Genomic DNA, 22,352 nt, shown 5'->3' on the forward strand with positions numbered 1-22,352 from the left:
GGAATCATGCCGCAATTCGTTTGGCTCGAAACGGAGGAGGAAGTAAGAAGCGCTTTTCCGGTCATGCGCGAGCTGCGCACCCATTTGGATGAGGAAACATACGTGGCGCTTGTGCGTGAAGCGCAAGAAAAAGAAGGGTATAAGCTCGCGGCGCTTTACGAAGGGGACAAAATGGTTGCTGCTGTCGGATTCATGCCGATGATCACGCTCTATAACGGCCGTTTTATTTGGGTTTGCGATTTAGTCACGACATCAACCGAGCGTTCGAAAGGGTATGGAAAAGTGCTGCTGTCGCATGTGCACGAATGGGCGAGGGAGCATGGCTACGGGATTGTCTCGCTGTCATCCGGCCTGCAGCGGATTGACGCCCATCGCTTCTATGAGGAAAAAATGGAATATCAAAAAGTAAGTTATGTGTTTTTGAAACGCTTATCGATTTAAATCCAACAGCGTCCGTTGAGCGGGCGCTTTTTATTTTGTGGTAGAAAGTTGTTTCACTTTTCATTTTTCATTATAATTAAGAAATAGATAACTCGTATTTTGGAATTGATATTCTGATATTCGGAACAGAGGGGCGACGATGAACAAAACGGTGTTAAAAACAAAAGAACTGCTTGATTTGTTTCTCGATTGTGAACGATTGACCTTGCCGGAGATGGTCGAGCGGCTGGGGATGCCCAAAACGTCGGTGTACCGAATGGCGCAGTCGCTTGTTGTCCTCGGTTTTTTGCAAAAGCGAGGCGATCACTATGAGTTGGGGCTAGCCTTCTTGACGTTTGGCGCGCTCGTCGCCGAGCGGCTCGATATTCGCCGAGCGGCGCTGCCGGTGATGAAGCGGCTGAAAGAGGAGACGAACGAAGCAGTCAATTTAGTCATCCGCGACGGCGATGAGGCGCTGTATATTGAAAAAGTCGAGACATCCGAGCCGGTGCGCGTTTATACGAAAGTTGGGCGGCGCGCTCCGCTGTACGCCGGTGCGTGTCCGCGCGTGTTGCTCGCGTTTATGGACAAGGAGGATCGGGAACGTTATTTAGAACACGTCGAGCTTGTAAAAATCGCCAAACATACGGTGACCGACAAAGAAGCGCTGCGCCGGTTGCTGGAGATGGATCGGGAGCGCGGCTACACAGTCAGCTATTCCGAGCTGGAAAATTATTCTGCCGCCGTTGCTGTGCCGATTTTCAACCATGAAGGCGCGGCGGTCGCCGGGCTGAGCGTTGCCGGACCGGAACAACGCTTTTCGTCGGATGATGTGGTGCGCATCGTTCCGCTTCTGAAGAAGGCGGCGATGGACATTTCGCGCGAACTCGGCTTTCGAGGGAAGGGATGAGGATGGAGTATACGTTGTTTCCGCTATGCGAATATGCGGTGACGGTTCGGTTCGCCGACTGCATTGATGAGGCGGTGAACGAAATCGTCCATGGGGCGGCAGCCCGTCTTGAGGCAGAGAAAAAAGAAGGCATCGAGGAGATCGTGCCGGCGTTTTCGTCGCTCACCATCTACTATGATCCATTGGTCATCGATTACATCAGCATAGGCGCATGGCTAAGAAAAAACATCAGGCAGCCTGAACAAACGGCGCGGCGTTTGGCGCGTACGGTCGTCATTCCCGTCTGTTACGGCGGCGAATTCGGTCCGGATTTGTCGGATGTCGCCCGCTTTCATGGGATGACGGAAAACGAGGTGGTGACGCTTCATTCGACCGGACGCTACCGAGTTTATATGATCGGCTTTTCTCCTGGATTTGCCTATTTAGGAGGGCTGTCGCCGCGCTTGGCGACGCCAAGGAGGCCGGTGCCGCGCACAAAAGTGCCAGCCGGTTCGGTCGGCATCGCCGGCGGACAGACAGGCGTCTATCCGCTTGCCACGCCGGGCGGCTGGCAGTTGATTGGCCGGACGCCGCTGAAGATGTTTGACCCGCGCCGGCCTGAGCCGAGTTTGCTTGCCGCTGGCGATATCGTCGAGTTTCAGCCCATTGACGCCAAGGAATTTGCACGTTGGAGCGAGGAACATGATTGACGTCATCGAGAGCGGATTTTTTACAACCGTCCAAGATAGCGGACGCACCGGTTACCGGCATGCCGGTGTGCCAACGAGCGGAGCCATGGATGCATGGGCATATCGTCTTGCCAATGCGCTTGTCGGCAACAGCGGTGATGAAGCAGTGCTGGAAGTGACGATGGCCGGACCGACGCTTCGGTTTCGCGTTGAGGCCGTCGTTGCGGTGTGCGGGGGCGATTTCCCGTGCGCGCTCAATGGGCAGCCGATTTCCCTTTGGAAACCGGAGATCGTCAAACCGGGGGATGTGCTTGAAGTGGGAGTGTGTCGGACGGGGTTTCGGGCGTATATCGCGGTATCAGGCGGCATCGATGTGCCGCCCGTGATGGGCAGCCGCTCCACGTATGTTCCAGCGCATCTTGGTGGTTTGGCGGGGCGGCCGTTGCGCCGTGGAGATGTGCTTCCGGTCGGCGCTGCGCACCCGTTCACTGCGGTTGGCTCGATCCGCTGGGGGCTTTCGCGTCTAGCCGCTTCCTATATTGACGGGAAAACAAAAACGGTGCGCGTGATTCCCGGTCCGGAGTATGATGAATTTACGCCGGAGAGTCGCCGCCAGTTTTTCGCCGCCCGTTATGAAGTGACGCCGCAGTCCGACCGAACCGGCTATCGGCTTTCTGGACCAGCGTTGGCGCTTGTACGCGAGCGGGAGATGGTCTCGGAAGCAGTCGTTTTCGGTACGGTGCAGGTCCCGGCATCCGGCCGACCGATTGTATTGATGGCCGACAGCCAAACATCGGGCGGCTATCCGCGCATCGCCCAAGTCGCGGCGGTCGATTTGCCGATTTTGGCGCAGGCTCGCCCGGGCGATTGTCTGCAATTTCAGTTGATTACTTCGGAGAAAGCAACGCGTCTTTATAAGGAACAACATCATCGATTGCTTCGTTGGATTGCCGCCATTCGCCGTCAATGGGAGGGAGAACGGTGAGGACGATTGATTTGAATTGCGATTTCGGCGAAAGCTTTGGGGTGTATAGGCTTGGACAAGAAGAAATCTTATCGTATGTGACTTCCGTCAACATCGCCTGCGGGTTTCACGCCGGCGACCCGCTCGTCATGCGGCGGACGGTGCAGCTTGCGATTCGTCATGGAGTGGCCATCGGCGCCCATCCGGGGTTTCCGGACTTGTTTGGCTTTGGACGGCGCGCCATGGCCGTTTCGTCAGAGGAAGTATACGCCTATGTCGTCTACCAAATCGGCGCGCTGGCTGCGTTTGTGAAGGCGGAAGGCGGCGTGATGACGCATGTGAAGCCGCACGGCGCTTTGTACAATATGGCGGCGAAAGACGCGGCGCTGGCCGAAGCGATCGCCAAAGCGGTGCATGATGTCGATCCGATGCTTGTCTTATACGGCTTGTCGGGAAGCGAACTCATCCGCGCCGGCCGCGCCTACGGCTTGCGGACGGCGAGCGAAGTGTTCGCCGACCGGACGTATCAGACGGATGGTTCGCTCACCCCAAGAAGCGATCCGCGCGCTATCATCGCGGATGAAGACGAAGCGGTCAAGCAAGTGCTCATGATGATCCGCGACCGGCGCGTCCGCTCGGTGCAAGGGACGGATGTGGCAATTGAAGCTGACACCATCTGTCTCCATGGCGACAATGAACAGGCGGTGCGATTTGCCAAGCGGCTCTATCAAGCCTTGCAAAACGAAGGAATCGCCATTCAGGCGGTGCGTCGGGAGGAGAGATGATGAAGAAGAACGCAGGATCACCATATTTGGCGCTCTTGCCGTCTTCTTAATGGCGTATATGGGTGTGTACCTTCATGCGGGCAACGGACGGGAAACGGCGGTGTGAGTGGAATGTGCATTCAAAGAAAACAAAGGCCAAAGGGTGAACTGGTGCCCTTTGGCTTTGAGCAAGATGGGAAACGGAGGGCGCAAAGAAGCTAACGTTCACAGGCGATCCCATCTTTATCTCGATCCAATCGTTTGTTGGCATCGTATAATGCTTTCGAGACATAAGGCTTATATCTCGTTTTTCCTCCTTTGTTTTTGACAGAGGCGGAGCGGGCCACGCCCCCTGGATAATCTTTGTTGAGCGCAGCGCAGTTTGGATACGTTTGGATTTTGGCTGCCGCTTCGGCCAAACGGAACGAATCGAAGAAAAAGCTGGCTGCGAGCGCAAAGGAAAGGACAAGCGAGATCACGAATCTCATCATGTGTTCCTCCTCTTTGCAACATGATGGTAAGCTTTTCTAGAATCATATTTTGCCATATTGGCGTTCGTCTATCAACCAAAAACGAACAAGCAAATGATGACGGGCCAAGAAAGGGGAAACGGTATGCACGGGGCAGACATCAAAGCGATCGTCTTTGATTTGGATGGAACATTATACGAGGAAACGGAGCATTTTGACCATTATGCCGAGCGGGTGGCGAAACGTCTTCGTGAAGCAGATCGGCCGCGGTTTTGGGACGATTACCGCGCCGTGCTCGCCGGTTGTCATCCGCTTCGCATCGGGAGCGTGTACGATGCGAAAGAAGACTTGATTGTTTGGCTCGAAGAAGGCGCGGTTCGTGAGGCGTTCCGCTGGAGCGGCGAGCCGTTGACGAAGCGGGAGATTGAAACGGTTTACACGAAGCCGGTGGCGGTTGACTTGGACCGCTTTTTCAGCATCGGCGACCTTTGGTGGGTGCCAAGCTCGATCGGCCGCCATTACGGATTGACGAACGAAGACACCTATGCAGCGTTTTTGGAGACGCGCGAATGGATGATGGGGCCGGAATTCAAAATGAACGGGGCGCCGGGGTTGGCGGAGACGCTCGCCGAATTGTGTGAAAAAGCGGCGCTTGTGTTAATGACGAACAGTCCGGAGCCGGACAGCGAAGCCATTTTGCGGAAGCTGGGGTTGGCAGATGTATTTCACCATAAAATTTTCCGAGCTGCCAAACCGATTCAAACGGCCGCCCACTTGGAAGCGATCCGGGCGCGTTTTGGCGTCGACTATCGGCAAATGCTTTGCGTCGGCGACAACATCGGCAATGACATCGCGCCGGCCCGCCGGCTCGGCTGCCGGACGATGTTGATCGACACCTATGGCTTGGCGAAACAAGGGGATGCAGATTTCATTGTCGCTTCCACGTCGGCGTGTGTGCCGGTGCTGCGCCGCCTGTTGTAGGCGGTGTATTTTTTTTGTTTTTTATATTCTGAAAATTATTGAAAATATTTATGAAAGCGTGTACAATAAAAACGGATGGTTATATACCAACCGGTCAGTAAAAAAAGCTATTCAATGCTGCTTGCGCGGAGGCTGCCGCATGGAACGATCGCGTGAAAAGGAGGAGGGGAACGGAATGAATACGAGACATTACCCGTATTGGCCGAAACGGCTCTCGAAAACGCTGGCTGTGCCGGAGACGACGCTCATCGATCATCTCGAAACGTCGGCGAAGCGCTATCCGAACAAAGCGGCGATTTACTATTACGGAGCCGTGTATTCGTACAAACAGTTGCTCGGTGAAGTGAACGCGTTGGCCGGCTATTTGCAGCAAAAGCTGTCCGTCAAACCAGGTGACCGCGTTCTCTTGTACATGCAAAATTCACCACAGTTTGTCATCTCCTACTATGCCATCTTGCGCGCTGAAGCGATCGTTGTGCCGATCAACCCGATGAACACTTCAGAAGAGCTTTCCTTTTACGTCAATGATTGCGAAACGAGAGTCGCCTTCGTTGGACAGGAGCTGCTTGACAAAGCGACCCCGCTCCTTGGACGAACGCCGTTGGAGCAAATCATCGTCGCCGCTTATTCCGATTACGCCTCCGATGAATCGCCGGTTTCGCTTCCGGCGGAAGTGGCAGCGCCGCGGCGGGTTTTGCATGATGAGCGAATTCGCCTGTGGAAAGACTGCCTTGATGCCCAATTGTCGCCCCTTCCGTACAACGGCCATGTCGATGACATCGCCGTTTTGCCATACACATCCGGGACGACCGGGGTGCCGAAAGGCTGCATTCACCCGCATCGAACGGTGAACGCCAACATCGTCGGCGCCTACCATTGGGGCGATGTGACGAGCGACTCGGTTGCGTTGGCGACGCTGCCGTTTTTCCATGTCACGGGGATGGTCCATAGCATGCATACGCCGATTTTCGCCGGCGCCGCTATGGTGTTGATGACGCGCTGGGATCGGGACGCGGCCGCCCGGCTGATCGAGTTGTACCGTTGCACGCATTGGGTGAACATCAGCACGATGCTCATCGACTTTTTGGCCAACCCGGCGCTTGGCCGGTATGATATTTCCTCGCTTTCGAGCATTTCCGGCGGCGGAGCGGCGCTTCCGGAAGCGGTCGGAGAAAAATTGTTCCAGCTCACCGGCGTCCGTTATTTTGAAGGTTACGGGCTGACAGAGACGATTTCGCAGACGCATTTCAATCCGCCGGATCGGCCGAAATTGCAATGCCTCGGCGTCCCATCGTTTGACGTCGACGCACGCATCATCGACCCGGCGACGGGGCGGGAGCTTGGCGTCGGCGAAGTTGGGGAGATCGTCGTTTGTGGCCCGCAAGTGTTCCGCGGCTATTACCGGCGTGAAAAAGAAACGGAAGAGGCGTTCATCGAGCTCGACGGCAAGCGGTTTTTCCGCACCGGCGACATCGGACGGATGGATGAGGAAGGCTACTTTTTCATCGTCGACCGCGTCAAACGGATGATCAACGCTTCTGGATACAAAGTGTGGCCGACCGAAGTCGAGTCGCTTTTGTACAAACATCCGGCTGTTCAGCAAGCGTGCGTCGTCGGCGTGCCGGATTCGCGCCGCGGCGAAACGGTGAAGGCGTTTATCGTCCTTCATGACGAGTATGTCGGCAAAGTAACGGAAGAAGAGATCATTGAATGGTCCAAGACGCAAATGGCTGCTTACAAATATCCGCGCCTCGTTGAATTCCGCTCGTCGCTGCCGATGACGTCAAGCGGCAAGCTGCTTTGGCGAAAATTGCAGGAAGAGGAATATGAAAAAGCGGGGAAAGGGGTGAACGCCTGATGGCGAAGACGGTCGAAACCGTCCTTGGCCCAGTGCCGGTGGAACGGCTTGGCAAAACGCTCATCCACGAGCATTTCCTTTTCGGTTATCCAGGGTTTCAAGGCGATGTGACGCGCGGTCCGTTCCGCGAAGACGGGGCGCTTCGCGTCGCAGTCGAGGCGGCGGAAAAGATGAAGCGGCACGGCATTCAAACGGTTGTCGATCCGACGCCGAACGACTGCGGGCGCAACCCGGCATTTTTGCGGCGCGTTGCTGAAGAGACGGAGCTGAACATTATTTGCGCCACCGGCTATTATTATGAAGGGGAAGGTGTCATCAAGCTCGCCTCGAGCAAAGGGCGCATCACCGAGTACGAAAAGATGTTCTTCCGCGCTGCCGCCCGCGCGCAAAAAGAGACGGGCGCGGTCATCATCACCCATACGCAAGAAGGGACGATGGGGCCGGAACAAGCCGCCTATTTGCTTGAATCCGGCGTCGATCCAAAGGTGAATAGAAAACCGCCGTCATCCGGCTGCAACTGGCCGACGGCGGTTTTTTTGTTTGGACGGGAGGTCCGTTTTTTTCCATTGCCATGAATAATTTTCCTGTTTGGTTGAACAATAAGGAAAGACATGAGTAAAGCGAAAGGGGGAGAAAAGGTGCCGTCCATTGAAAAGCGACTCCTGCTCTTCTCTTTCGTTGCCATCGCCTTGTACGTGTCGCCGTATTTTGTGCTCGGTGAGGATGCGCATATGCGCGTCCACGACAATTTGGATTCGAACATCGCCTGGTATAAGGTGCTGGTCCGAAGCGGCGAGCTATTGGGACCGGTCGATGGCGTCATCCCGCAAATCATCAATGGACTGCCGCGCAACGCGTTCGGCACGGAATTCAGCGGCATCGTTTGGCTTCACGCATTGTTTCCGTCTATTTACGCCTATGGGCTCAGCCAAGCTATCACCCGTGTCTTTGCCTTTATCGGCATGTATTTGTTGCTGCGAAAACATGTGCTGCCGGATGAGCGATGGGGATGGATTCGCATCGGCGCTTCTTTGGCGTTTGCGTTGACGCCGTTTTGGCCATCGGGGATGCTAAGTACGCTCGGGATGCCGTTGGCGCTATGGGCGTTTTTAAATATCCGCAACGGCGAGCGTTCGTGGGTGAACTGGGCGGTGTTGACGTTCTTGCCGCTCTATTCGAGCTTCGTGCTAGGGTTTTTCTTTTTCTTGAGCGCGCTTGGGATTTGGTGGTTCATTGATGTCATCCGCGGCAAGAGGTGGAATTGGCGGTTTTTGGCGGCCATCGCCTATATGACGATGCTTTATTTGGCGGTTGATTACCGGCTTGTCCATTCGCTGTTGTTTTCCGATGAGCCGACAAGCCGCGACGAATATTTCCACGCTCGTCTGCCGCTTTGGCGCGTCATCCGATTGACGTTCAAAAACTATGTGCTCGGCCATACACACGTCATGACCGTGCATGGGCTCGTCGTTTTGCCGTTGACGCTCGTTGCCTTGTATATGGTATGGAAGCGGAAAAGCTGGCGGCGGGAGAAGCTGTTTTTGCTTTTGCACGGGTTGAATTTCGCGTTGTCAACATGGTATGCGTTTTGGTTTTACAAAGGATGGCTGCCGCTCACCGAACGGTTCGATTTGCTCGATAAGTTCAATTTCGCCCGCTACCACTTTTTGCGTCCGATGGTGATTTACGTCTTGTTTGCGCTGGCGCTGAAAATCGTTTGGCAGGAAGGACGAAAATGGCGAGCGGTCGGCGCGGCGGCGATCATCTTGCAGCTTGGCGTGCTTGCCTTATGCAATGAGGAAATCGTCTACCGCAATAAGCCGTCGTTTCGCGAGTTTTATGCGGAAAAGCAGTTTGCCGCCATTCGTGAGTATATCGGCCGCCCGGTTCATTCATACCGCGTGGCGAGCATTGGCATCCATCCGGCGATCGCCCAATACAACGGGTTTTACACGCTGGATACGTACAACAACTTTTATCCGCTCGAATACAAGCATCGGTTTCGCCGCATCATCGCCAAGGAGCTTGCGAAAAACAAAAAACTGCGCGAGTATTTCGATGAATGGGGCGGGCGCTGCTATTTGTTCGTCGATGAGCTGGGCAAGCGGTATATGTTTCAGAAAAATTCGAAGCGGACGATTCGCCGCTTGGAATTGAACACAAACGTGTTTTATGACATGGGCGGGCGCTACATTTTTTCAGCGCTGCCGATTGAAAATGCCGACGAAAACGCCTTGCGCCTTGAGCGGGTGTTCCGTTCGAACGAATCCGCCTGGACGATTTACTTATATAAAGTCGTGCCGAAGGGAGGAAGGTGGCATGATTGAACCGACGTTGGCCATTGTTGTGCCGTGCTACAACGAAGAAGAGGTGCTGCCGGAGACGATCCGCCGCCTGCGGGAGCTGCGCGATCAACTGGTGGAAGAGCAGCTCATTTCGGCTAAAAGTGCGCTTTTGTTCGTTGATGATGGCAGCCGTGACGACACATGGAAGATCATATACAAAGCGAGTTTGCGCCACCCGGAAGTGAAAGGGCTGAAGTTGGCGCATAACGCTGGGCATCAAAACGCGCTGCTTGCTGGGCTGTTCGCCGCAAAAAGGCATGCCGATTGCCTCATTTCGATCGACGCCGATTTGCAAGATGATGTGGCGGCGATTCGTGAATTTGTGCAAAAATTTCGTGAAGGCTATGACATCGTCTACGGCGTGCGCCGGCGGCGCGATGCCGATACGTGGTTCAAGCGTCATACAGCGCAAGGGTTCTACCGGCTGATGAAGGCGTTGGGCGTCGATCTCGTTTACAATCATGCCGACTACCGCCTGATGAGCCGGCGCGCTGTGGATGCGCTTGAACAGTTCGGAGAAGTGAACTTGTTTTTGCGCGGCATCGTCCCGCTTTTGGGATTTCGGTCGGCAACAGTTTATTATGATCGAAAAGCGCGGCTGGCCGGAAAAACGAAATATCCGCTGAGCAAAATGATCGCCTTTGCGCTCGATGGCGTGACGTCGTTCAGCGTCACCCCGATCCGTTTTATTTCGTTCGTTGGGTTTCTCTCGTTTGTTGTCAGCCTGATGTTTGGCGCCTATTTTCTTTTCCTCAAATGGGCCGGGCATACGGAAACGGGGTGGACGTCGCTCATTACGTCTATTTGGCTGTTAGGAGGGTTGCAGCTAATGGCGCTCGGGCTGATTGGGGAATATATTGGGAAAATTTACAAAGAGACAAAACGGCGGCCGCGCTATATCGTCGATTTGGATTTGTGGAATTGGCCGCTGCCGCAGCGGCTGTCGCCGTCTGACGAAGGGGGCGCGACAGAACTGACCAGGCTTTAGTGCGATCAAAAGGCAGCTACAGAGAGGGAGCTGCCTTTTTTCTTTGTCTTGCAATTCAAAAAAAGAAGGAGTAGACTGATGGGTGGGACGAACGGGTTGGTTCGTTGGCCAAACATATGGCGGCTGTCAGTGCACGGTTGTGGAAAAGGGCGCGAAAGGGGAGAACGAGAAATGGCCAATTGGCATGAATGGGCGGAACTGCTCGAGCGGGTGAGAGAGAAGAATCCGCTCGTCCATAATATCACGAATGTCGTCGTGACGAATTGGACGGCGAATGGATTGCTTGCGCTCGGCGCTTCGCCGGTGATGGCGTATGCCAAGGAAGAAGCGGCCGAGATGGCGCAGCTCGCCGGCGCACTTGTCCTCAACATCGGGACGTTGAATGCCGAAGAGGTAGAAGCGATGCTGATTGCCGGCCGGGCGGCCAATGAAGTTGGCGTGCCGGTCATTTTCGACCCGGTCGGGGCCGGGGCCACGCGCTATCGGACGGAGACAGCGCGCCGCATCGCGGAACAGGTCAAGCTCGCTGTCGTCCGCGGCAATGCGGCGGAAATCGCCAACATGATCGGTGAGGCGTGGGCGATTAAAGGGGTGGATGCCGGCGAAGGAGGCGGCGATCGAGTGGCGTTGGCCAAACGGGCGGCGGAGCAGCTTGGCGCCGTTGTTGCCATTACCGGAAAAGAGGATGTCGTCACGGACGGGCAGACGACGCATCTCATTCAGAACGGCCATCCGCTGTTGACGAAGGTCACCGGGACAGGCTGTTTGCTGACATCGGTGATCGGAGCGTTTGCGGCGGTTGAGCGCGATGCGGTGAAGGCAACGGTGGCGGCGCTTGTGTATTACGGCGTCGCAGCGGAGCAGGCGGCGGCCCAAGCCGAGGAGCGCGGGACAGGCAGTTTCCAGACAGCGTTTTTGGACGCATTGGCGTATACAAGCGTCGATGATGTCAAACGGCATGGCCGGGTGGAACAACGGTAAAAGGGGAGGAGAAACACAATGGTGTACAAAGCGTTGACGATTGCCGGGTCGGACAGCGGCGGCGGCGCCGGCATTCAAGCGGATCTCAAAACGTTTCAAGAGCTTGGCGTCTTCGGCATGTCAGCGATTACGGCCGTGACGGCGCAAAACACGCTCGGCGTGCAAGGCGTCTACCCGCTGTCGGCGGAAGCCGTTGCCGCCCAGATCGAATCGGTGGCGGTGGATTTAGGCGCGGATGCGGTGAAAACTGGCATGCTCTTTAGTGCCGAGATCATTCGTACGGTTGCTGAACAAGTGAAAAAACATAAGTGGGAGCGGCTGGTCGTCGACCCGGTGATGATCGCTAAAGGCGGCGCGCCGCTGTTGCAGGAGGAAGCGGTGGCTGCTTTGAAAGAAGAGTTGTTGCCGATGGCGCTTGTCGTTACACCAAACATTCCGGAAGCGGAAGCGTTGACGGGCGTTGTCATCCGCACGATGGATGACCGCCGCGAAGCCGCGCGCCTCCTCCACCGGATGGGCGCCCGCTATGTCGTCGTGAAAGGCGGCCATGACGATGATGGCGAAGAAACGGTTGACCTGCTGTATAACGGCAGCGAATTTTCCTATTTTAAGAGCAAGCGAATTGATACGCGTCATACGCACGGAACGGGGTGTACATTTGCCGCAGCGATCGCCGCTGAGCTGGCGAAAGGTCGCCATCCTGCTGATGCTGTGGCGACGGCGAAGGCGTTTGTGCAATCAGCGATTGCCCATCCGCTCGGCATCGGCCGAGGCCATGGACCGACGAACCATTGGGCGTATCGTCAATACGGGGAGTGAGAACGATGGGGCGCATTGCGAGCGGCGAAATGAAGGAACGGCTCGCCGTGTACTTCATTATGGGAAGCCAAAACAGCGAGCGGCCGGCTGTCGACGTGTTGAAAGAAGCGCTTGACGGCGGAGTGACGCTCTTTCAATTCCGCGAAAAGGGGCAGGGCGCTTTAACGGGGGCGGACAAAGAGGCGCTCGCTAGGCAGCTGCAGCACCTTTGCCGAGCTTATGGGGTGCCCTTTATCGTCAACGATGACGTCGAGCTGGCTCTCGCCATTGATGCCGACGGCGTCCATGTCGGTCAAGACGATGAGGACGCACGGCGCGTGCGGGAAAAAATCGGCGATAAAATTTTGGGCGTCTCAGCGCACAACGTCGAAGAGGCGATGGCGGCCGTTGAGGCGGGCGCCGATTACCTGGGCGTCGGCCCAATTTACCCGACCAGTTCGAAAGAGGATGCAAAGGAAGCGCAAGGACCGGATGCTCTCCGCCGCTTGCGCGAAGCCGGGATCACCATTCCAATCGTCGCCATTGGCGGGATTACGACAGACAACGCAAAAACCGTCGTTGAGGCGGGAGCGGATGGGGTGTCTGTCATCAGCGCCATCGCTTCGGCTCCATCGCCAAAGGCGGCGGCCGCCGCCTTGGCGGAAGCGGTGCGGGCTGCCCGCACGCGCTGAATGAAAAAGGCGGCTTCCACTTGTAGGCAAGGCTCCATAATGGAAAAAGGGCTGACCCAAAAGGCCGTCTGTCTTCCAGATAGATACAAGATATAGCATAACAAAAACATTCAGTGCGTATATACTAGTGATGAAAGAGGGTGTCCCGATCCTTTTGGGACACCCTCTTCTTTTTTGACGGCTAGGTCATTGTCTGGCGCCAGTTCGGCCATCGCCATTCCAACAACGGCCGCACGAGCCGGACGACCGGCTTGCTTCCAAGGATGAGCATCATGGCAACCGATAGGGCAAACAGAAGCGGATAGCCGTGCACATCCATAATAAAGTCTGGGAATGGCGTCTCGTGCAAATATTTTAAAATAAACCCGTGCAAGATATAGATGTAAAACGTGCGCGCCCCGAGCACGGAAAAGGAGAAGCGCCGGCTCGGGATGAGCGACAGAAAGCCAAACATCATGAGCAGGCTCGCCCCATAAATGGCGAGGCGGCTCGCAATGCCGGCTGATTCCGAGACGCCAAGCGTATCGTACGATTTTGAGCCGTACAGCCAATCTTGCGGCAAATCCGGAAACCCGAAATGGATGACGAAAAACATGCCAACGAGCACTGCAAGCGAAACAAGCCGCACTGGGGCGGCAAACAAGCGCTCGATCGCCGACTTTTGAAAGAAAAATCCAAGCAAAAAGAATGGGAAAAACGTGAGCGTCCGCGACAAGCTGAGCCATTTTTCCGCTTCCATCATGCCGCCGGCAAGGCCGAAAAGAAGCGCCATCGGCAATGCGATCCGCTTTGGCAGCCGGCCGAACCATAACAGCAGCACGTTCCAGCTAAACAGGCTGAGCAAAAACCATAAGCTCCAATGCGGGGTCAATAAGTCAAGTTCCAGCGACTGTTTGTCATACAGGAAGAAGTAGTAGATCGAATACAGCAGCTGGAACAGAACGTACGGGATGAGCAATTTTCTCGTGATCTTTTGCAAGTAGCCGTGCTCATGGAATTTTTTTGCGAAATAGCCGGAGATGAAAATGAACGCCGGCATGTGGAAAAAGAAAATCCACGTATACAAGCTGTGCACCCATAAGACGCCGTCAATGTACGGGCGCAGAAAGTGGCCAAACACAACGAGGAGCATGAGCGCGCATTTCGCGTTGTCAAAATAATAGTCCCGCTCCTTCATAGTGTTTTCCTCCTTTCTGTATACACCAATTCGAATCATACTCCTTCTTTTTGAGGGAGTCAACGCAGGAAACGAAGCGATGGGCTGTCCGCTGTCATCAGTTTGCCAAAGAAAGGTGATGATTCGGTGAAAAACGATCGGCGCAAAATGGACGATATGACGCAGTTACTTGAAATCATCAACGCCAAAGGAGACGAAGGCGAGCTTCACGAGATCGTCTGCAGCGACGAGTTGTTTTGGAAAAGCTTGCGGGCGCAGGCGGAGGACAGTGCGAAAGGAGGGGAGTAAATGGAACTGTTGCGGGCGAAGCGAATTGCTGAAGCTGGGGAGATCGTTCCGGTGATGTATAAAGGGAAACAAGTGGTGATTCAGCATGTTGACGATGAGCGTGAAATGGCGCGCGTTTATTTTGCCGATGAGCCGGAACACGAACAAGACGTACCGGTGCGACTGCTTGAGGAACAATGAGAGCTGTGCAAATTGTCGCTGTTTTGTCAAGGGAAAGCCGATGACACCGTCCGTTTTTCTATGGTATAATGATTCAAGAAACGACGTTTGAACATTGGAGTGACCAACATGAACATCGGCTTTGGAGAAATTGCGCTCATCGTCTTTTTCGCTTTGCTCATTTTCGGGCCGAAAAAGCTGCCGGAGTTGGGACAGGCGGCTGGGAAAACGCTGCGCGAATTTAAGAATGCGACAAAAGGCATCATCGATGATGACGAGACGACAAAAGCGCAAAAATAAGAGGTTGGGCGTAGGGGCCTAGCCTCTTATTTTTTGCCATAGCCAAACAATGGCCATTTTCCTCCGCCGTAAAAAAGAGACAAGCTCTGTTGAGCGGAGCCATATACATATTATGAAGGCATGTTGACCCGTTGGGATAAGCCGGTGGCGGAGGGGTTTCATGATGATCAAAAAAATGGCGGCGATTCTCGTCGGCAGCCTGCTTCTTGGCGTCGGCATCAATGTCTTTTTAGTCCCTCACCATTTGCTTGATGGGGGGATGATCGGGCTTGGACTGATCGCCAAATACGTGTGGCACGTTCAGGCTGGGTTGACGATGATCGTCTTAAGCGTCCCGCTTTATGTAGCAGCTTGGTTCTACTACCGTCCGTTTTTTTACAACAGCTTGCACGGACTTTTATTTTCCTCATGGATGATTGACGTATTGTCCGTTTTGCGCGGCGTGGTGGTGTTGGATCCGCTCGTAAGCGCAGTCATCGGCGGGATGCTCGTCGGCGTGGGCATCGGCTTGATGCTGCGCGAGGAGACGAGCACAGGCGGAACTGACTTGCTCGCCCAGTTTATTGCTAGATGGACGAACTGGAACGTCGGGATGATTATTTTTGTGATTGATGCTTGTATTATTTCGGCCGGAAGCATCGTCATCGATTCCGTGCCGTTCATCCACTCGCTTGTCGTTGTCACGGTCGTCGGAGCGGTGACGACGATGTTGACGCGCGAAAAAACGATGGGGGTATAGTCCGAATTCCCCATCGTTTTTCGTTTCAGCAGAAATTTAGGCGCGCCTCTATGGAATATGGCATCGCTTGCCGGCGTGGGCTGTTCGCCCCCAGAGGCGCCGTTTTCGGCTGTTTGCTGACTTGATGCTGCGGATGCCGTTTCAGCATCGTTCACACAGGGGGGAGCATCTTGTCTGTTTGATTTTTCGCAGCGGCGTGTTCCCCAATGTCGCTGGAAGGAGACGCGCCGGTCATCGCTTAGCCAGTTCGAGCGCGCGGTAGACGTTAATCAGCCCATAGCCGTAATACGGATCTTTTCCTCTCTCTCCCAAATCGTCAGCGCTTTCGAGAATAATGTCTCGCACTTCATCGTTCGAGAGCCGTGGATTGACGGAGCGGATCAAAGCGGCGAGCGCCGTGACATGCGGCGCGGCCATCGACGTGCCGGAAAGAGCGGCGTACCGGTGGCCGGTAAACGTGCTGGCAATGTTCGTTCCAGGCGCGACAACGTCCACATAGTCGCCGTAGTTGGAATAAAGCGCATAGGAGAGATCCGGGTCAACCGCTCCGACACTGATCACTTCCGGATAAGCGGCTGGAAAGCTTGCCTGTGACGTGCTGTCGTTGCCGGAAGCGGCGACAAGCACGACATCATGGGCATCCGCGTAGCGGATCGCCTCCTCAAGCACCGAGGACGGTTGGTAGTTGCCAAGGCTTAAATTGATGACTTTTGCCCCGTGGTCGACTGCCCAGCGGATTCCTTTCGCTACATCAATGCTCGTCCCATATCCGTCCGCATTTAATGCTTTAATGGCCATGATTGGGTTGAACCATGTCATGCCGGCCACTCCTTCGCCATTGTTTGGTTGCGAGGCGATGATGCCGGCGACATGGGTGCCATGGCCGTTTTCGTCATTCGGAGAGCGGTCGTCGGCCAATACGTTATATCCGGGCAGAAGGCGACGGGTTAAATCGGGATGGGTCAAATCGACTCCGCTGTCGATGATGGCGACAGGCACATTTCGCTTGCCGCGCGACAGCGTCCAACCAGCTTCCGTATGAATGGCCGGCAAGTTCCACTGGTAGCGGGCGTAAAACGAATCGTTCGGCATCGGCACCGGCTTGTTCCACTCATTTTGCATGTAAATGTAGTGCGGTTCACAATAATCAACCATCCGAAGGGATCGGAAATAACGGCGCATTTCCTCATACGTTTGCTCGCGCGAGCGGAATACAAACACGTGGTCGACCTGCTTCGCGAGCTGGCCGGCGATGGCTGCTTCCATTTGTTGAAGACGGCTTTCCGATGGCAACACTCGAAAACGGACCACAATCTCATTGGCGAAATAATGGCTTCGGTCGCCGCGGCGGTTATGGCGAATTTCCCGGATGCGCGGATGCTTGTTCAGCTGCTGTTTCAGCTGTTCGCCCGCACCAAGGCTGTCCAACGCCACAACGGTCGGATGCGCGGGTGCGTCTTCCATGTGAAACGGTTTCAGCCGGGGCGGGGCAGGGGCATTCTCCTCGGGCGTCGGACGGACGAAGGCAGCCGCCGCTATGATGAGGGTGATAACAGCGCCGGCTGCCGCCCAAGTCGAGTAGCGTTTCACGTTGTTCACCTCCTTCATTGTTAGGATGGTCGATTGACCGACAAATCATGAAAAATGGGATTCACCTTTTGCCACGGCGAATCCCATTTTCTTCTTCAGCGGCCGACCGATTGCATACAGATGCCATTTGACATGTTCACATTTACGGCTTTTACCAAGATGATTTGTTGTCGCTCACCTCGCGCCGACTGCATTGTGCGGTCGTTTGTTCTGCGCTCATGCCGTTGGGAATAGTTCCCTTGCAACGCCGTTATAAGACGGTTCACACTAATAGGCAGGGGAGGGAAAGTGATGAGTGAAACATGTTTTTACTGTCAATGCGAGTGCAATGACACAGTGCATTACGTGTCGTTCCATACGAATGGCGAAGAACGCGAAGAAACGCTTTGCCCGGAATGTTACCGAGAATGGCTGCAAGGCATGAAAGGTTGACCTTTCTTCCTGCTTTCATTATTGCTTGGCAGCGAGGCTTTCTTCGCGAAATGATGATGAGAAAAACCGCACCGTGGTCAAATCGGTGCGGTTTTTTGGGACAGGGGCGGAGTGGCGATGATGTCCGCCAAATCACTGTCTTCGTCATAGGCGCGGTAGACAGCGGCTTTCGTACGCGGAGCATGGACCGATAAAAAGAGAATGCGTTCCTTGCCTTCGCGGGTGACTTTCGTTTCCATTTTCAATGCCACTCCGTTTATAGCGAGCGAGTAGAACCGGTACGTCAAGCCAAGCCATGTGCGTTCTGACCGCACGGTATCTGGATGATGGCGGATGAACGCAGCGAGTTCGGCGAACGAATGCGCTTCCCGCTCGAGCCATTCGCGGATGGCACTTGCCGCCTGCTCCAACCAGCTTTTCCAAGACGTTTTCATCGGCATCACCTTTTTTCCTCCATCTTGCCCATTTTCGCTGTTCGTTATGCAGGGAGGCGGATGGAAAACGTCGTCATGTTGTCGTCGGAAGAACAGCAGATATCCCCGCCGTGGTCTTCGATCACTTTTTTGCAAATGTACAGGCCGATGCCGGTTCCGAGTTTTTTCGTTGTAAAAAACGGCTCGAAAATCGTTTCAACAATGTCGGCCGGAATCATCGGGCCGTTGTTGGCGATTTCGATGATGATGATTCCGTCTTGGCAGCGGGCGGCGATGTTGATCCGCCGTGGTTTTTCCCTTTCTTTCACCGCTTCGATCGAGTTGAGCAAAATGTTCACCAGCACCTGGCGCAGCTGGTCTTTATAGGCAAATATATGTATGGATTCATCGATTGCCAGCGAAAGGTCGACATCACTGTCGACGATCGTGGCGTACAAAAACTCGATAATTTCCTCTAGCAGTTGGCGTAGCGAAAACGTTTCTTTCTCACTTTCGACAATTTCTTTGCGTGAGGCATGCAAAAATTGCGAAATGCGAAATTTCAGCTGCTGCAGTTCATGATCGATAATGTCTAAATAGGGAAGATGCGGATGTTCAAATTTCAATAATTGAATAAAACCGATAATGGCTGTCAACGGGTTGCGGAATTCATGGACAAAGCTGGATGACATTTGTCCAAGCAGCGTCAGCCGGTCCTGATGCGACTTGGCAATGAGCGTGTTTTTTTCATGCAGCTCTTTTTCTTTTAACTCGTTGTATTTTGTGACAGCATGAAACAAAAATTGGTCAAACAGCTCGTTTAAATGGTCGATGAGCGGAGCCAGCTCGTTGACCGACAGCGGTGCGGTCAACGTGTGATTGATGATCAGCCGCCGTCCAAGGTTGACGTTGTAGACGAGGGTGCCGATGCCGGCGTTCATTTCCGCTCGTTCTTTGGCGATTTTGTTGGCTAACCGTTCGACCGTATCGCTAGATAGCGACCGCAACAGTGCTTCTTTCACCAACTCAAACACTGCTAAGCCGTTTTGTTCGACATGATCGATGTATTTGTCATCGTCGGCGATTTTCATATGTTGCCGCCAATAGGCGAGAAAGCTCGGCAAATGGGCTTCCAAATGGGTGACGAGCTGCTGTGCGGCAGATGCCAAAAAAGCCACCTCGCTTTCCATCGTTTATTTTTTATTATAAGGGGGAATATCCGACTAGAACAGAGGAAAAATCGCAATCGGTCCGACCCAACGAATTTCCGTTTGCAAACAACGATTGGAAAACGCCCGATGCAGCCGGCGGGACAGACTGTTTGAACGAAAAAAGAAAAATCATCTATAATGAAAGGGGAAAACCAATACTTTGCTAAAGGTTGGGGACGGTCGTGAAATTGTATGATTCGATTTTAGATTTGATCGGCGGCACGCCGATTGTCAAGCTGCGCCGCCTTCCGGACCCGAACGGGGCGGATGTATACATGAAGCTTGAATCGTTTAACCCTGGCGGCAGCGTCAAAGACCGACCGGCTTGGGAAATGATCCGCCGCGCCGAAGCGGAAGGGAAAATTGCGCCGGGAAAAAGCACGATCATTGAACCGACATCCGGCAACACCGGCATCGGCTTGGCGATGGTGTGCGCCGCCCGCGGGTATCGCTGCATCATCACGATGCCGGATAATGCGACGGTCGAGCGGGTGAAAATTTTAAAGGCGTACGGGGCCGAAGTCTATTTGACGCCGGCGGAGAAACGAATGCAAGGGGCGATCGATGAGGCGAACCGGCTCGCCCGCGAGATCCCTGACAGCTTCATCCCGATGCAGTTTGAAAACCCGGCCAACCCGGACGCGCATCGGCATACGACGGCGGTGGAAATTTACGAAGCGTTCGATGGGCGGCTCGATGCGTTCGTGCTCACCGCCGGCACCGGGGGAACGGTGACGGGAACGGGAGAAGAATTGAAAAAGCGGATCCCGAATTTGCGCATTTATGTCGTTGAACCGTACGGCTCGCCCGTCTTGTCGGGCGGCAAGCCGGGGCCGCACAAAATTCCCGGCACGGGTCCAGGGTTTATCCCGAAAATTTTAAACCGCTCGATTTACGATGACATTTTTTTGATCAAAGATGAGGATGCCCAGCAAATGGCGCGCGAACTGGCAGCGAAGGAAGGCATTTTGGTCGGCGCTTCGGCTGCGGCGAGCGCCTATTACGCCATCAAAGTAGCCAAGCAGCTGCCAAAAGGAGCGCGCGTCCTTTGCATGGCGCCGGACTCCGGCGAGCGGTATTTGTCATCTGATTTATTTGCCGATTAAGCGAATGGCGCAAAAGATGACGGCACGTTTCCTTGCCGTTCGTGGGCAAGGGAAGAATTCCTCTCCGCCAAACAGGAGAGGAATGTTTTTGTTTGCCGTTTCTTCGTTTACCAATCGTAAAGCGGCTGTTGCTGTCCCTTTTTGCCCAAAGCGTCGCCCTCAAAAAGCGGAAGGGATCGTTCGGTAACGGTCGCTCACTAAAGGCGGAGGGAAGTGTTCCATTTGGCTTCGGGAGGACAACAAGGGAAGAACAACCTGATGCGCATCGCCTTGACGTTTGTGATCGCAGCGTCAGGCGGCATCGGATTTGCACTTTTGCGCGTCCCGCTTCACTGGGTGCTTGGTCCGGCGGCGGTGTTGCTGATAGCGGAGCGTTTTTTGAAAGGAAAGCTGTATTGGCCGATGGCCATTCGCAATGCCGGGCTCATCCCGATCGGCTATACGCTTGGCACATCGATGACGGCGGCGACGCTCGCTGAGATGGGCCGACAGCTGCCGTCAATGTTGTTGGCGACAGTGTTGATTTTATTGTTTAGCTTTCTGCTCTCTTGTGCGGCGGCGCGCATAACCGGCATTCCGCTCCGCTCGATCGTCACCGGCAGCATCCCTGGCGGGTTGTCGCAAATGCTCGTTCTCGGCGAAGAGCTAAAAGGAGTCGACATAACGGTCGTGACGCTCTTTCAAGTGACGCGCCTTATGGGCGTTGTCTTTCTTGTTCCGCTCATCGCTTTAGGCCCGATGTTTTCCGGCAGCTCCGGAGCGGCTGCGGATGCTGGAACCGAGCGAGGGCCGGATTGGACGGTGGGCCTTGCTTTATTGTATTTCATCGTTACCGTTGCCGGCGCATTCGTTGGCAAGCGTCTAAAACTGCCGACCGCGTATTTGCTTGGCCCGATCATCGCGACGGCGGCGCTGGTGATCGCTGGGGTGCCGGCGCCGAACTTGCCGGCGCCGATATTGGACATCGCGCAAATGACGATGGGGGCGTATCTCGGTTTCACGCTTAAGCCGGCTGGTATGAAGGAGAAACGGAACATGATGCTTGCGGCGGCTGCCACTGGTTTTTTCCTTATTTTGTTTTCTATGGCTTCCGCGTTTGTGCTGACAAGCTGGCACGGTGTCCCTTATTTGACCGCCTTCATCGCTTTGGCGCCGGGCGGCATGGATCAGATGGGGATTTTGGCGCAGGAAGCGCGCGCGAGCCTTGCGATCGTGACGAGCTACCAAATGTTCCGCATTTTCTTCATCCTGTTCGTCGTCCCGCCAGTGCTGAAAAAACTGTTCGCGACCCGCTGGTTTCAACGGATCGAACGTTGGCCAATGCGGCACGGCGGATAAGGATGGCGCGATGGCTATGGCAGCGGAAAAAAGAGGGGACTGTGACAAGAAACAAACATATGTTAAACTAGAAAGAAAAAGGAGGGGGTTGCCATGAATCATTCGACCGTTTATCGTCCGCACAGCCCGGTGGCGAAGTTGGCGGTTTCATTTCTCGCGGGGTTGGCCGTTGCGACAGTGGGGCTGTATGCTGGGCAATGGATGCCGGCCGGCCTTTATTTGCCGCTTTATGCGCTTGAACTCATTTTGCTTTTGGTGATGATCTTCGCCCGCAGCAAAAAAGCGGTCGGCTATCCGCTCATGTTTGCCTTTATGTTTGTCTCGGGGGCGACGCTTTATCCGCTCATCGGCTATTACATTTCCATCATCGGCGCGGCAGCGGTGTTCAAAGCGTTTGCCCTAGCGGTGGTCTCGTTTACGGGCGTTGCCATTTACGCGGCGCGAACGAAAGAAGATTTTTCGTTCCTCGGCGGATTTTTGATGCTTGGCGCGTTTGCGCTCCTTGGCTTGTTGATCATTCAATGGTTCATCCCGTTCTCGAGCGTCGGGCAAATGGGAGTGGCGGCGCTAGGGATTTTGATTTTCCTTGGCTTTACGATTTACGACATCAACCGTTTGGCCCGCTACGGCTTTACGGAAGCGGACATTCCGATGATTGTCGTCAATATTTACCTTGATTTCATCAACTTGTTTGTCTATATTTTGCGTTTTTTCGCCAGCGATGACGATTGAGCATCGAAAAGGGCTGCCAAAAGGAGCA

Annotated in this window: 25 protein-coding genes and 1 pseudogene; 21 read left to right on the forward strand and 5 right to left on the reverse strand. The window is 54.5% G+C overall.

Annotation, left to right across the window (positions count from 1 at the left end; all coding sequences use genetic code 11):
* The first annotated feature begins 6 nt into the window (after positions 1-6).
* The 5 genes from ETC05_RS03075 (at position 7) to ETC05_RS03095 (ending at position 3,747) form a co-directional block, all read left to right on the forward strand.
* Positions 7-441, forward strand: a complete 435-nt coding sequence (locus ETC05_RS03075) for a GNAT family N-acetyltransferase (RefSeq protein ID WP_031409911.1) — start codon at positions 7-9, stop codon at positions 439-441.
* 139 nt (positions 442-580) lie between these two features.
* Positions 581-1,330 carry an IclR family transcriptional regulator gene (locus ETC05_RS03080; RefSeq protein WP_031409909.1) on the forward strand — a complete coding sequence of 250 codons (750 nt, stop codon included), beginning with the start codon at positions 581-583 and terminating at the stop codon, positions 1,328-1,330.
* Positions 1,327-2,019 carry a 5-oxoprolinase subunit PxpB gene (gene pxpB, locus ETC05_RS03085; protein WP_171660349.1) on the forward strand — a complete coding sequence of 231 codons (693 nt, stop codon included), beginning with the start codon at positions 1,327-1,329 and terminating at the stop codon, positions 2,017-2,019. Before ETC05_RS03080 ends, pxpB begins: the two co-directional genes overlap by 4 nt.
* The gene (locus ETC05_RS03090) at positions 2,012-2,983 is read left to right on the forward strand and encodes a 5-oxoprolinase subunit C family protein (RefSeq protein WP_171660350.1); all 972 of its coding nucleotides are present in this window, start codon (positions 2,012-2,014) and stop codon (positions 2,981-2,983) included. Before pxpB ends, ETC05_RS03090 begins: the two co-directional genes overlap by 8 nt.
* Entirely contained in the window at positions 2,980-3,747 is a 768-nt protein-coding gene (locus ETC05_RS03095; protein ID WP_031409903.1) for a 5-oxoprolinase subunit PxpA, read from the forward strand. Before ETC05_RS03090 ends, ETC05_RS03095 begins: the two co-directional genes overlap by 4 nt.
* A gap of 197 nt (positions 3,748-3,944) precedes the next feature.
* Here the strand turns inward: ETC05_RS03095 and ETC05_RS03100 are convergent, their stop codons facing one another.
* Positions 3,945-4,214, reverse strand: coding sequence for an excalibur calcium-binding domain-containing protein (locus ETC05_RS03100; protein WP_031409901.1), 270 nt, complete (start codon positions 4,212-4,214; stop codon positions 3,945-3,947).
* Between the two features lie 126 nt (positions 4,215-4,340).
* Between ETC05_RS03100 and ETC05_RS03105 the strand changes: the two genes are divergently transcribed.
* From ETC05_RS03105 to thiE, 8 genes and pseudogenes are all read left to right on the forward strand, one after another.
* Complete coding sequence (locus ETC05_RS03105; protein WP_171660351.1) at positions 4,341-5,177, forward strand: HAD family hydrolase; 837 nt, start codon at positions 4,341-4,343, stop codon at positions 5,175-5,177.
* 175 nt (positions 5,178-5,352) lie between these two features.
* Positions 5,353-7,035 carry a long-chain fatty acid--CoA ligase gene (locus ETC05_RS03110; protein ID WP_031409897.1) on the forward strand — a complete coding sequence of 561 codons (1,683 nt, stop codon included), beginning with the start codon at positions 5,353-5,355 and terminating at the stop codon, positions 7,033-7,035.
* A pseudogene (locus tag ETC05_RS03115) lies at positions 7,035-7,520 on the forward strand (phosphotriesterase family protein); the annotation flags it as partial. The gene ETC05_RS03110 and the pseudogene ETC05_RS03115, both read left to right, overlap by 1 nt.
* Before the next feature lie 153 nt (positions 7,521-7,673).
* Positions 7,674-9,362, forward strand: coding sequence for a DUF6044 family protein (locus tag ETC05_RS03120; protein ID WP_031409893.1), 1,689 nt, complete (start codon positions 7,674-7,676; stop codon positions 9,360-9,362).
* Positions 9,355-10,368: a glycosyltransferase family 2 protein gene (locus tag ETC05_RS03125; RefSeq protein WP_031409891.1), complete on the forward strand. Its 1,014-nt coding sequence runs from the start codon at positions 9,355-9,357 to the stop codon at positions 10,366-10,368. Before ETC05_RS03120 ends, ETC05_RS03125 begins: the two co-directional genes overlap by 8 nt.
* A 171-nt stretch (positions 10,369-10,539) precedes the next feature.
* Positions 10,540-11,349 carry a hydroxyethylthiazole kinase gene (thiM, locus tag ETC05_RS03130; protein ID WP_171660411.1) on the forward strand — a complete coding sequence of 270 codons (810 nt, stop codon included), beginning with the start codon at positions 10,540-10,542 and terminating at the stop codon, positions 11,347-11,349.
* A gap of 18 nt (positions 11,350-11,367) precedes the next feature.
* A complete protein-coding gene (thiD, locus tag ETC05_RS03135) occupies positions 11,368-12,168 on the forward strand; it encodes a bifunctional hydroxymethylpyrimidine kinase/phosphomethylpyrimidine kinase (protein WP_031409887.1) in 801 nt (266 codons plus the stop codon).
* A gap of 5 nt (positions 12,169-12,173) precedes the next feature.
* Positions 12,174-12,839, forward strand: coding sequence for a thiamine phosphate synthase (thiE, locus tag ETC05_RS03140; RefSeq protein ID WP_171660352.1), 666 nt, complete (start codon positions 12,174-12,176; stop codon positions 12,837-12,839).
* A gap of 181 nt (positions 12,840-13,020) precedes the next feature.
* Here the strand turns inward: thiE and ETC05_RS03145 are convergent, their stop codons facing one another.
* Positions 13,021-14,016, reverse strand: coding sequence for an acyltransferase family protein (locus ETC05_RS03145; RefSeq protein ID WP_031409882.1), 996 nt, complete (start codon positions 14,014-14,016; stop codon positions 13,021-13,023).
* Between the two features lie 126 nt (positions 14,017-14,142).
* Between ETC05_RS03145 and ETC05_RS03150 the strand changes: the two genes are divergently transcribed.
* The 4 genes from ETC05_RS03150 to ETC05_RS03165 all read left to right on the forward strand — a co-directional run bounded on the left by ETC05_RS03150 (position 14,143) and on the right by ETC05_RS03165 (position 15,502).
* Positions 14,143-14,304 (forward strand): hypothetical protein, encoded by a 162-nt coding sequence (locus tag ETC05_RS03150; protein WP_237746916.1) that lies wholly within the window; start codon positions 14,143-14,145, stop codon positions 14,302-14,304.
* On the forward strand, positions 14,305-14,484 hold the full coding sequence (locus ETC05_RS03155) for an H-type small acid-soluble spore protein (protein WP_031409878.1): 180 nt from the start codon (positions 14,305-14,307) through the stop codon (positions 14,482-14,484).
* Positions 14,485-14,592: 108 nt separating this feature from the next.
* On the forward strand, positions 14,593-14,763 hold the full coding sequence (locus ETC05_RS03160) for a twin-arginine translocase TatA/TatE family subunit (protein WP_011231011.1): 171 nt from the start codon (positions 14,593-14,595) through the stop codon (positions 14,761-14,763).
* Between the two features lie 163 nt (positions 14,764-14,926).
* On the forward strand, positions 14,927-15,502 hold the full coding sequence (locus ETC05_RS03165; RefSeq protein WP_171660412.1) for a YitT family protein: 576 nt from the start codon (positions 14,927-14,929) through the stop codon (positions 15,500-15,502).
* 231 nt (positions 15,503-15,733) lie between these two features.
* Here the strand turns inward: ETC05_RS03165 and ETC05_RS18175 are convergent, their stop codons facing one another.
* Complete coding sequence (locus ETC05_RS18175) at positions 15,734-17,092, reverse strand: S8 family peptidase (RefSeq protein WP_237746915.1); 1,359 nt, start codon at positions 17,090-17,092, stop codon at positions 15,734-15,736.
* Positions 17,093-17,383: 291 nt separating this feature from the next.
* Between ETC05_RS18175 and ETC05_RS03175 the strand changes: the two genes are divergently transcribed.
* Positions 17,384-17,524 (forward strand): hypothetical protein, encoded by a 141-nt coding sequence (locus ETC05_RS03175; protein WP_167333009.1) that lies wholly within the window; start codon positions 17,384-17,386, stop codon positions 17,522-17,524.
* A 77-nt stretch (positions 17,525-17,601) separates the two neighbouring features.
* On the opposite strand, the gene ETC05_RS03180 is transcribed toward ETC05_RS03175, so the two are convergent.
* Complete coding sequence (locus tag ETC05_RS03180) at positions 17,602-17,958, reverse strand: hypothetical protein (RefSeq protein WP_031409871.1); 357 nt, start codon at positions 17,956-17,958, stop codon at positions 17,602-17,604.
* A 44-nt stretch (positions 17,959-18,002) separates the two neighbouring features.
* On the reverse strand, positions 18,003-19,106 hold the full coding sequence (locus tag ETC05_RS03185; RefSeq protein ID WP_031409870.1) for a sensor histidine kinase: 1,104 nt from the start codon (positions 19,104-19,106) through the stop codon (positions 18,003-18,005).
* A gap of 224 nt (positions 19,107-19,330) precedes the next feature.
* Between ETC05_RS03185 and cysK the strand changes: the two genes are divergently transcribed.
* From cysK to ETC05_RS03200, 3 genes are all read left to right on the forward strand, one after another.
* Positions 19,331-20,254: a cysteine synthase A gene (gene cysK, locus ETC05_RS03190; protein ID WP_171660353.1), complete on the forward strand. Its 924-nt coding sequence runs from the start codon at positions 19,331-19,333 to the stop codon at positions 20,252-20,254.
* Between the two features lie 258 nt (positions 20,255-20,512).
* Complete coding sequence (locus tag ETC05_RS03195; RefSeq protein ID WP_483299790.1) at positions 20,513-21,592, forward strand: AbrB family transcriptional regulator; 1,080 nt, start codon at positions 20,513-20,515, stop codon at positions 21,590-21,592.
* A gap of 93 nt (positions 21,593-21,685) precedes the next feature.
* Positions 21,686-22,324: a Bax inhibitor-1/YccA family protein gene (locus tag ETC05_RS03200; protein WP_171660354.1), complete on the forward strand. Its 639-nt coding sequence runs from the start codon at positions 21,686-21,688 to the stop codon at positions 22,322-22,324.
* Positions 22,325-22,352: the final 28 nt, after the last annotated feature.

This window comes from Geobacillus sp. BMUD (assembly GCF_013096845.1).
GTDB lineage: Bacteria > Bacillota > Bacilli > Bacillales > Anoxybacillaceae > Geobacillus > Geobacillus vulcani.

What these genes read in the sequence shown, in the direction of transcription:
- ETC05_RS03155 (WP_031409878.1), top strand. Translation starts at nt 14,305, where the DNA reads ATGGAACTGTTGCGGGCGAAGCGAATTGCTGAAGCTGGGGAGATCGTT.
- ETC05_RS03200 (WP_171660354.1), top strand. Translation starts at nt 21,686, where the DNA reads ATGAATCATTCGACCGTTTATCGTCCGCACAGCCCGGTGGCGAAGTTG.
- ETC05_RS03175 (WP_167333009.1), top strand. Translation starts at nt 17,384, where the DNA reads ATGAGTGAAACATGTTTTTACTGTCAATGCGAGTGCAATGACACAGTG.
- thiE (WP_171660352.1), top strand. Translation starts at nt 12,174, where the DNA reads ATGGGGCGCATTGCGAGCGGCGAAATGAAGGAACGGCTCGCCGTGTAC.
- ETC05_RS03125 (WP_031409891.1), top strand. Translation starts at nt 9,355, where the DNA reads ATGATTGAACCGACGTTGGCCATTGTTGTGCCGTGCTACAACGAAGAA.
- ETC05_RS03105 (WP_171660351.1), top strand. Translation starts at nt 4,341, where the DNA reads ATGCACGGGGCAGACATCAAAGCGATCGTCTTTGATTTGGATGGAACA.
- ETC05_RS03165 (WP_171660412.1), top strand. Translation starts at nt 14,927, where the DNA reads ATGATCAAAAAAATGGCGGCGATTCTCGTCGGCAGCCTGCTTCTTGGC.
- ETC05_RS03080 (WP_031409909.1), top strand. Translation starts at nt 581, where the DNA reads ATGAACAAAACGGTGTTAAAAACAAAAGAACTGCTTGATTTGTTTCTC.
- ETC05_RS03075 (WP_031409911.1), top strand. Translation starts at nt 7, where the DNA reads ATGCCGCAATTCGTTTGGCTCGAAACGGAGGAGGAAGTAAGAAGCGCT.
- thiM (WP_171660411.1), top strand. Translation starts at nt 10,540, where the DNA reads ATGGCCAATTGGCATGAATGGGCGGAACTGCTCGAGCGGGTGAGAGAG.
- ETC05_RS03180 (WP_031409871.1), bottom strand. Translation starts at nt 17,958, where the DNA reads ATGAAAACGTCTTGGAAAAGCTGGTTGGAGCAGGCGGCAAGTGCCATC.
- ETC05_RS03195 (WP_483299790.1), top strand. Translation starts at nt 20,513, where the DNA reads ATGCGCATCGCCTTGACGTTTGTGATCGCAGCGTCAGGCGGCATCGGA.
- ETC05_RS03160 (WP_011231011.1), top strand. Translation starts at nt 14,593, where the DNA reads ATGAACATCGGCTTTGGAGAAATTGCGCTCATCGTCTTTTTCGCTTTG.
- ETC05_RS03145 (WP_031409882.1), bottom strand. Translation starts at nt 14,016, where the DNA reads ATGAAGGAGCGGGACTATTATTTTGACAACGCGAAATGCGCGCTCATG.
- pxpB (WP_171660349.1), top strand. Translation starts at nt 1,327, where the DNA reads ATGAGGATGGAGTATACGTTGTTTCCGCTATGCGAATATGCGGTGACG.
- ETC05_RS03100 (WP_031409901.1), bottom strand. Translation starts at nt 4,214, where the DNA reads ATGAGATTCGTGATCTCGCTTGTCCTTTCCTTTGCGCTCGCAGCCAGC.
- ETC05_RS03110 (WP_031409897.1), top strand. Translation starts at nt 5,353, where the DNA reads ATGAATACGAGACATTACCCGTATTGGCCGAAACGGCTCTCGAAAACG.
- thiD (WP_031409887.1), top strand. Translation starts at nt 11,368, where the DNA reads ATGGTGTACAAAGCGTTGACGATTGCCGGGTCGGACAGCGGCGGCGGC.
- ETC05_RS03090 (WP_171660350.1), top strand. Translation starts at nt 2,012, where the DNA reads ATGATTGACGTCATCGAGAGCGGATTTTTTACAACCGTCCAAGATAGC.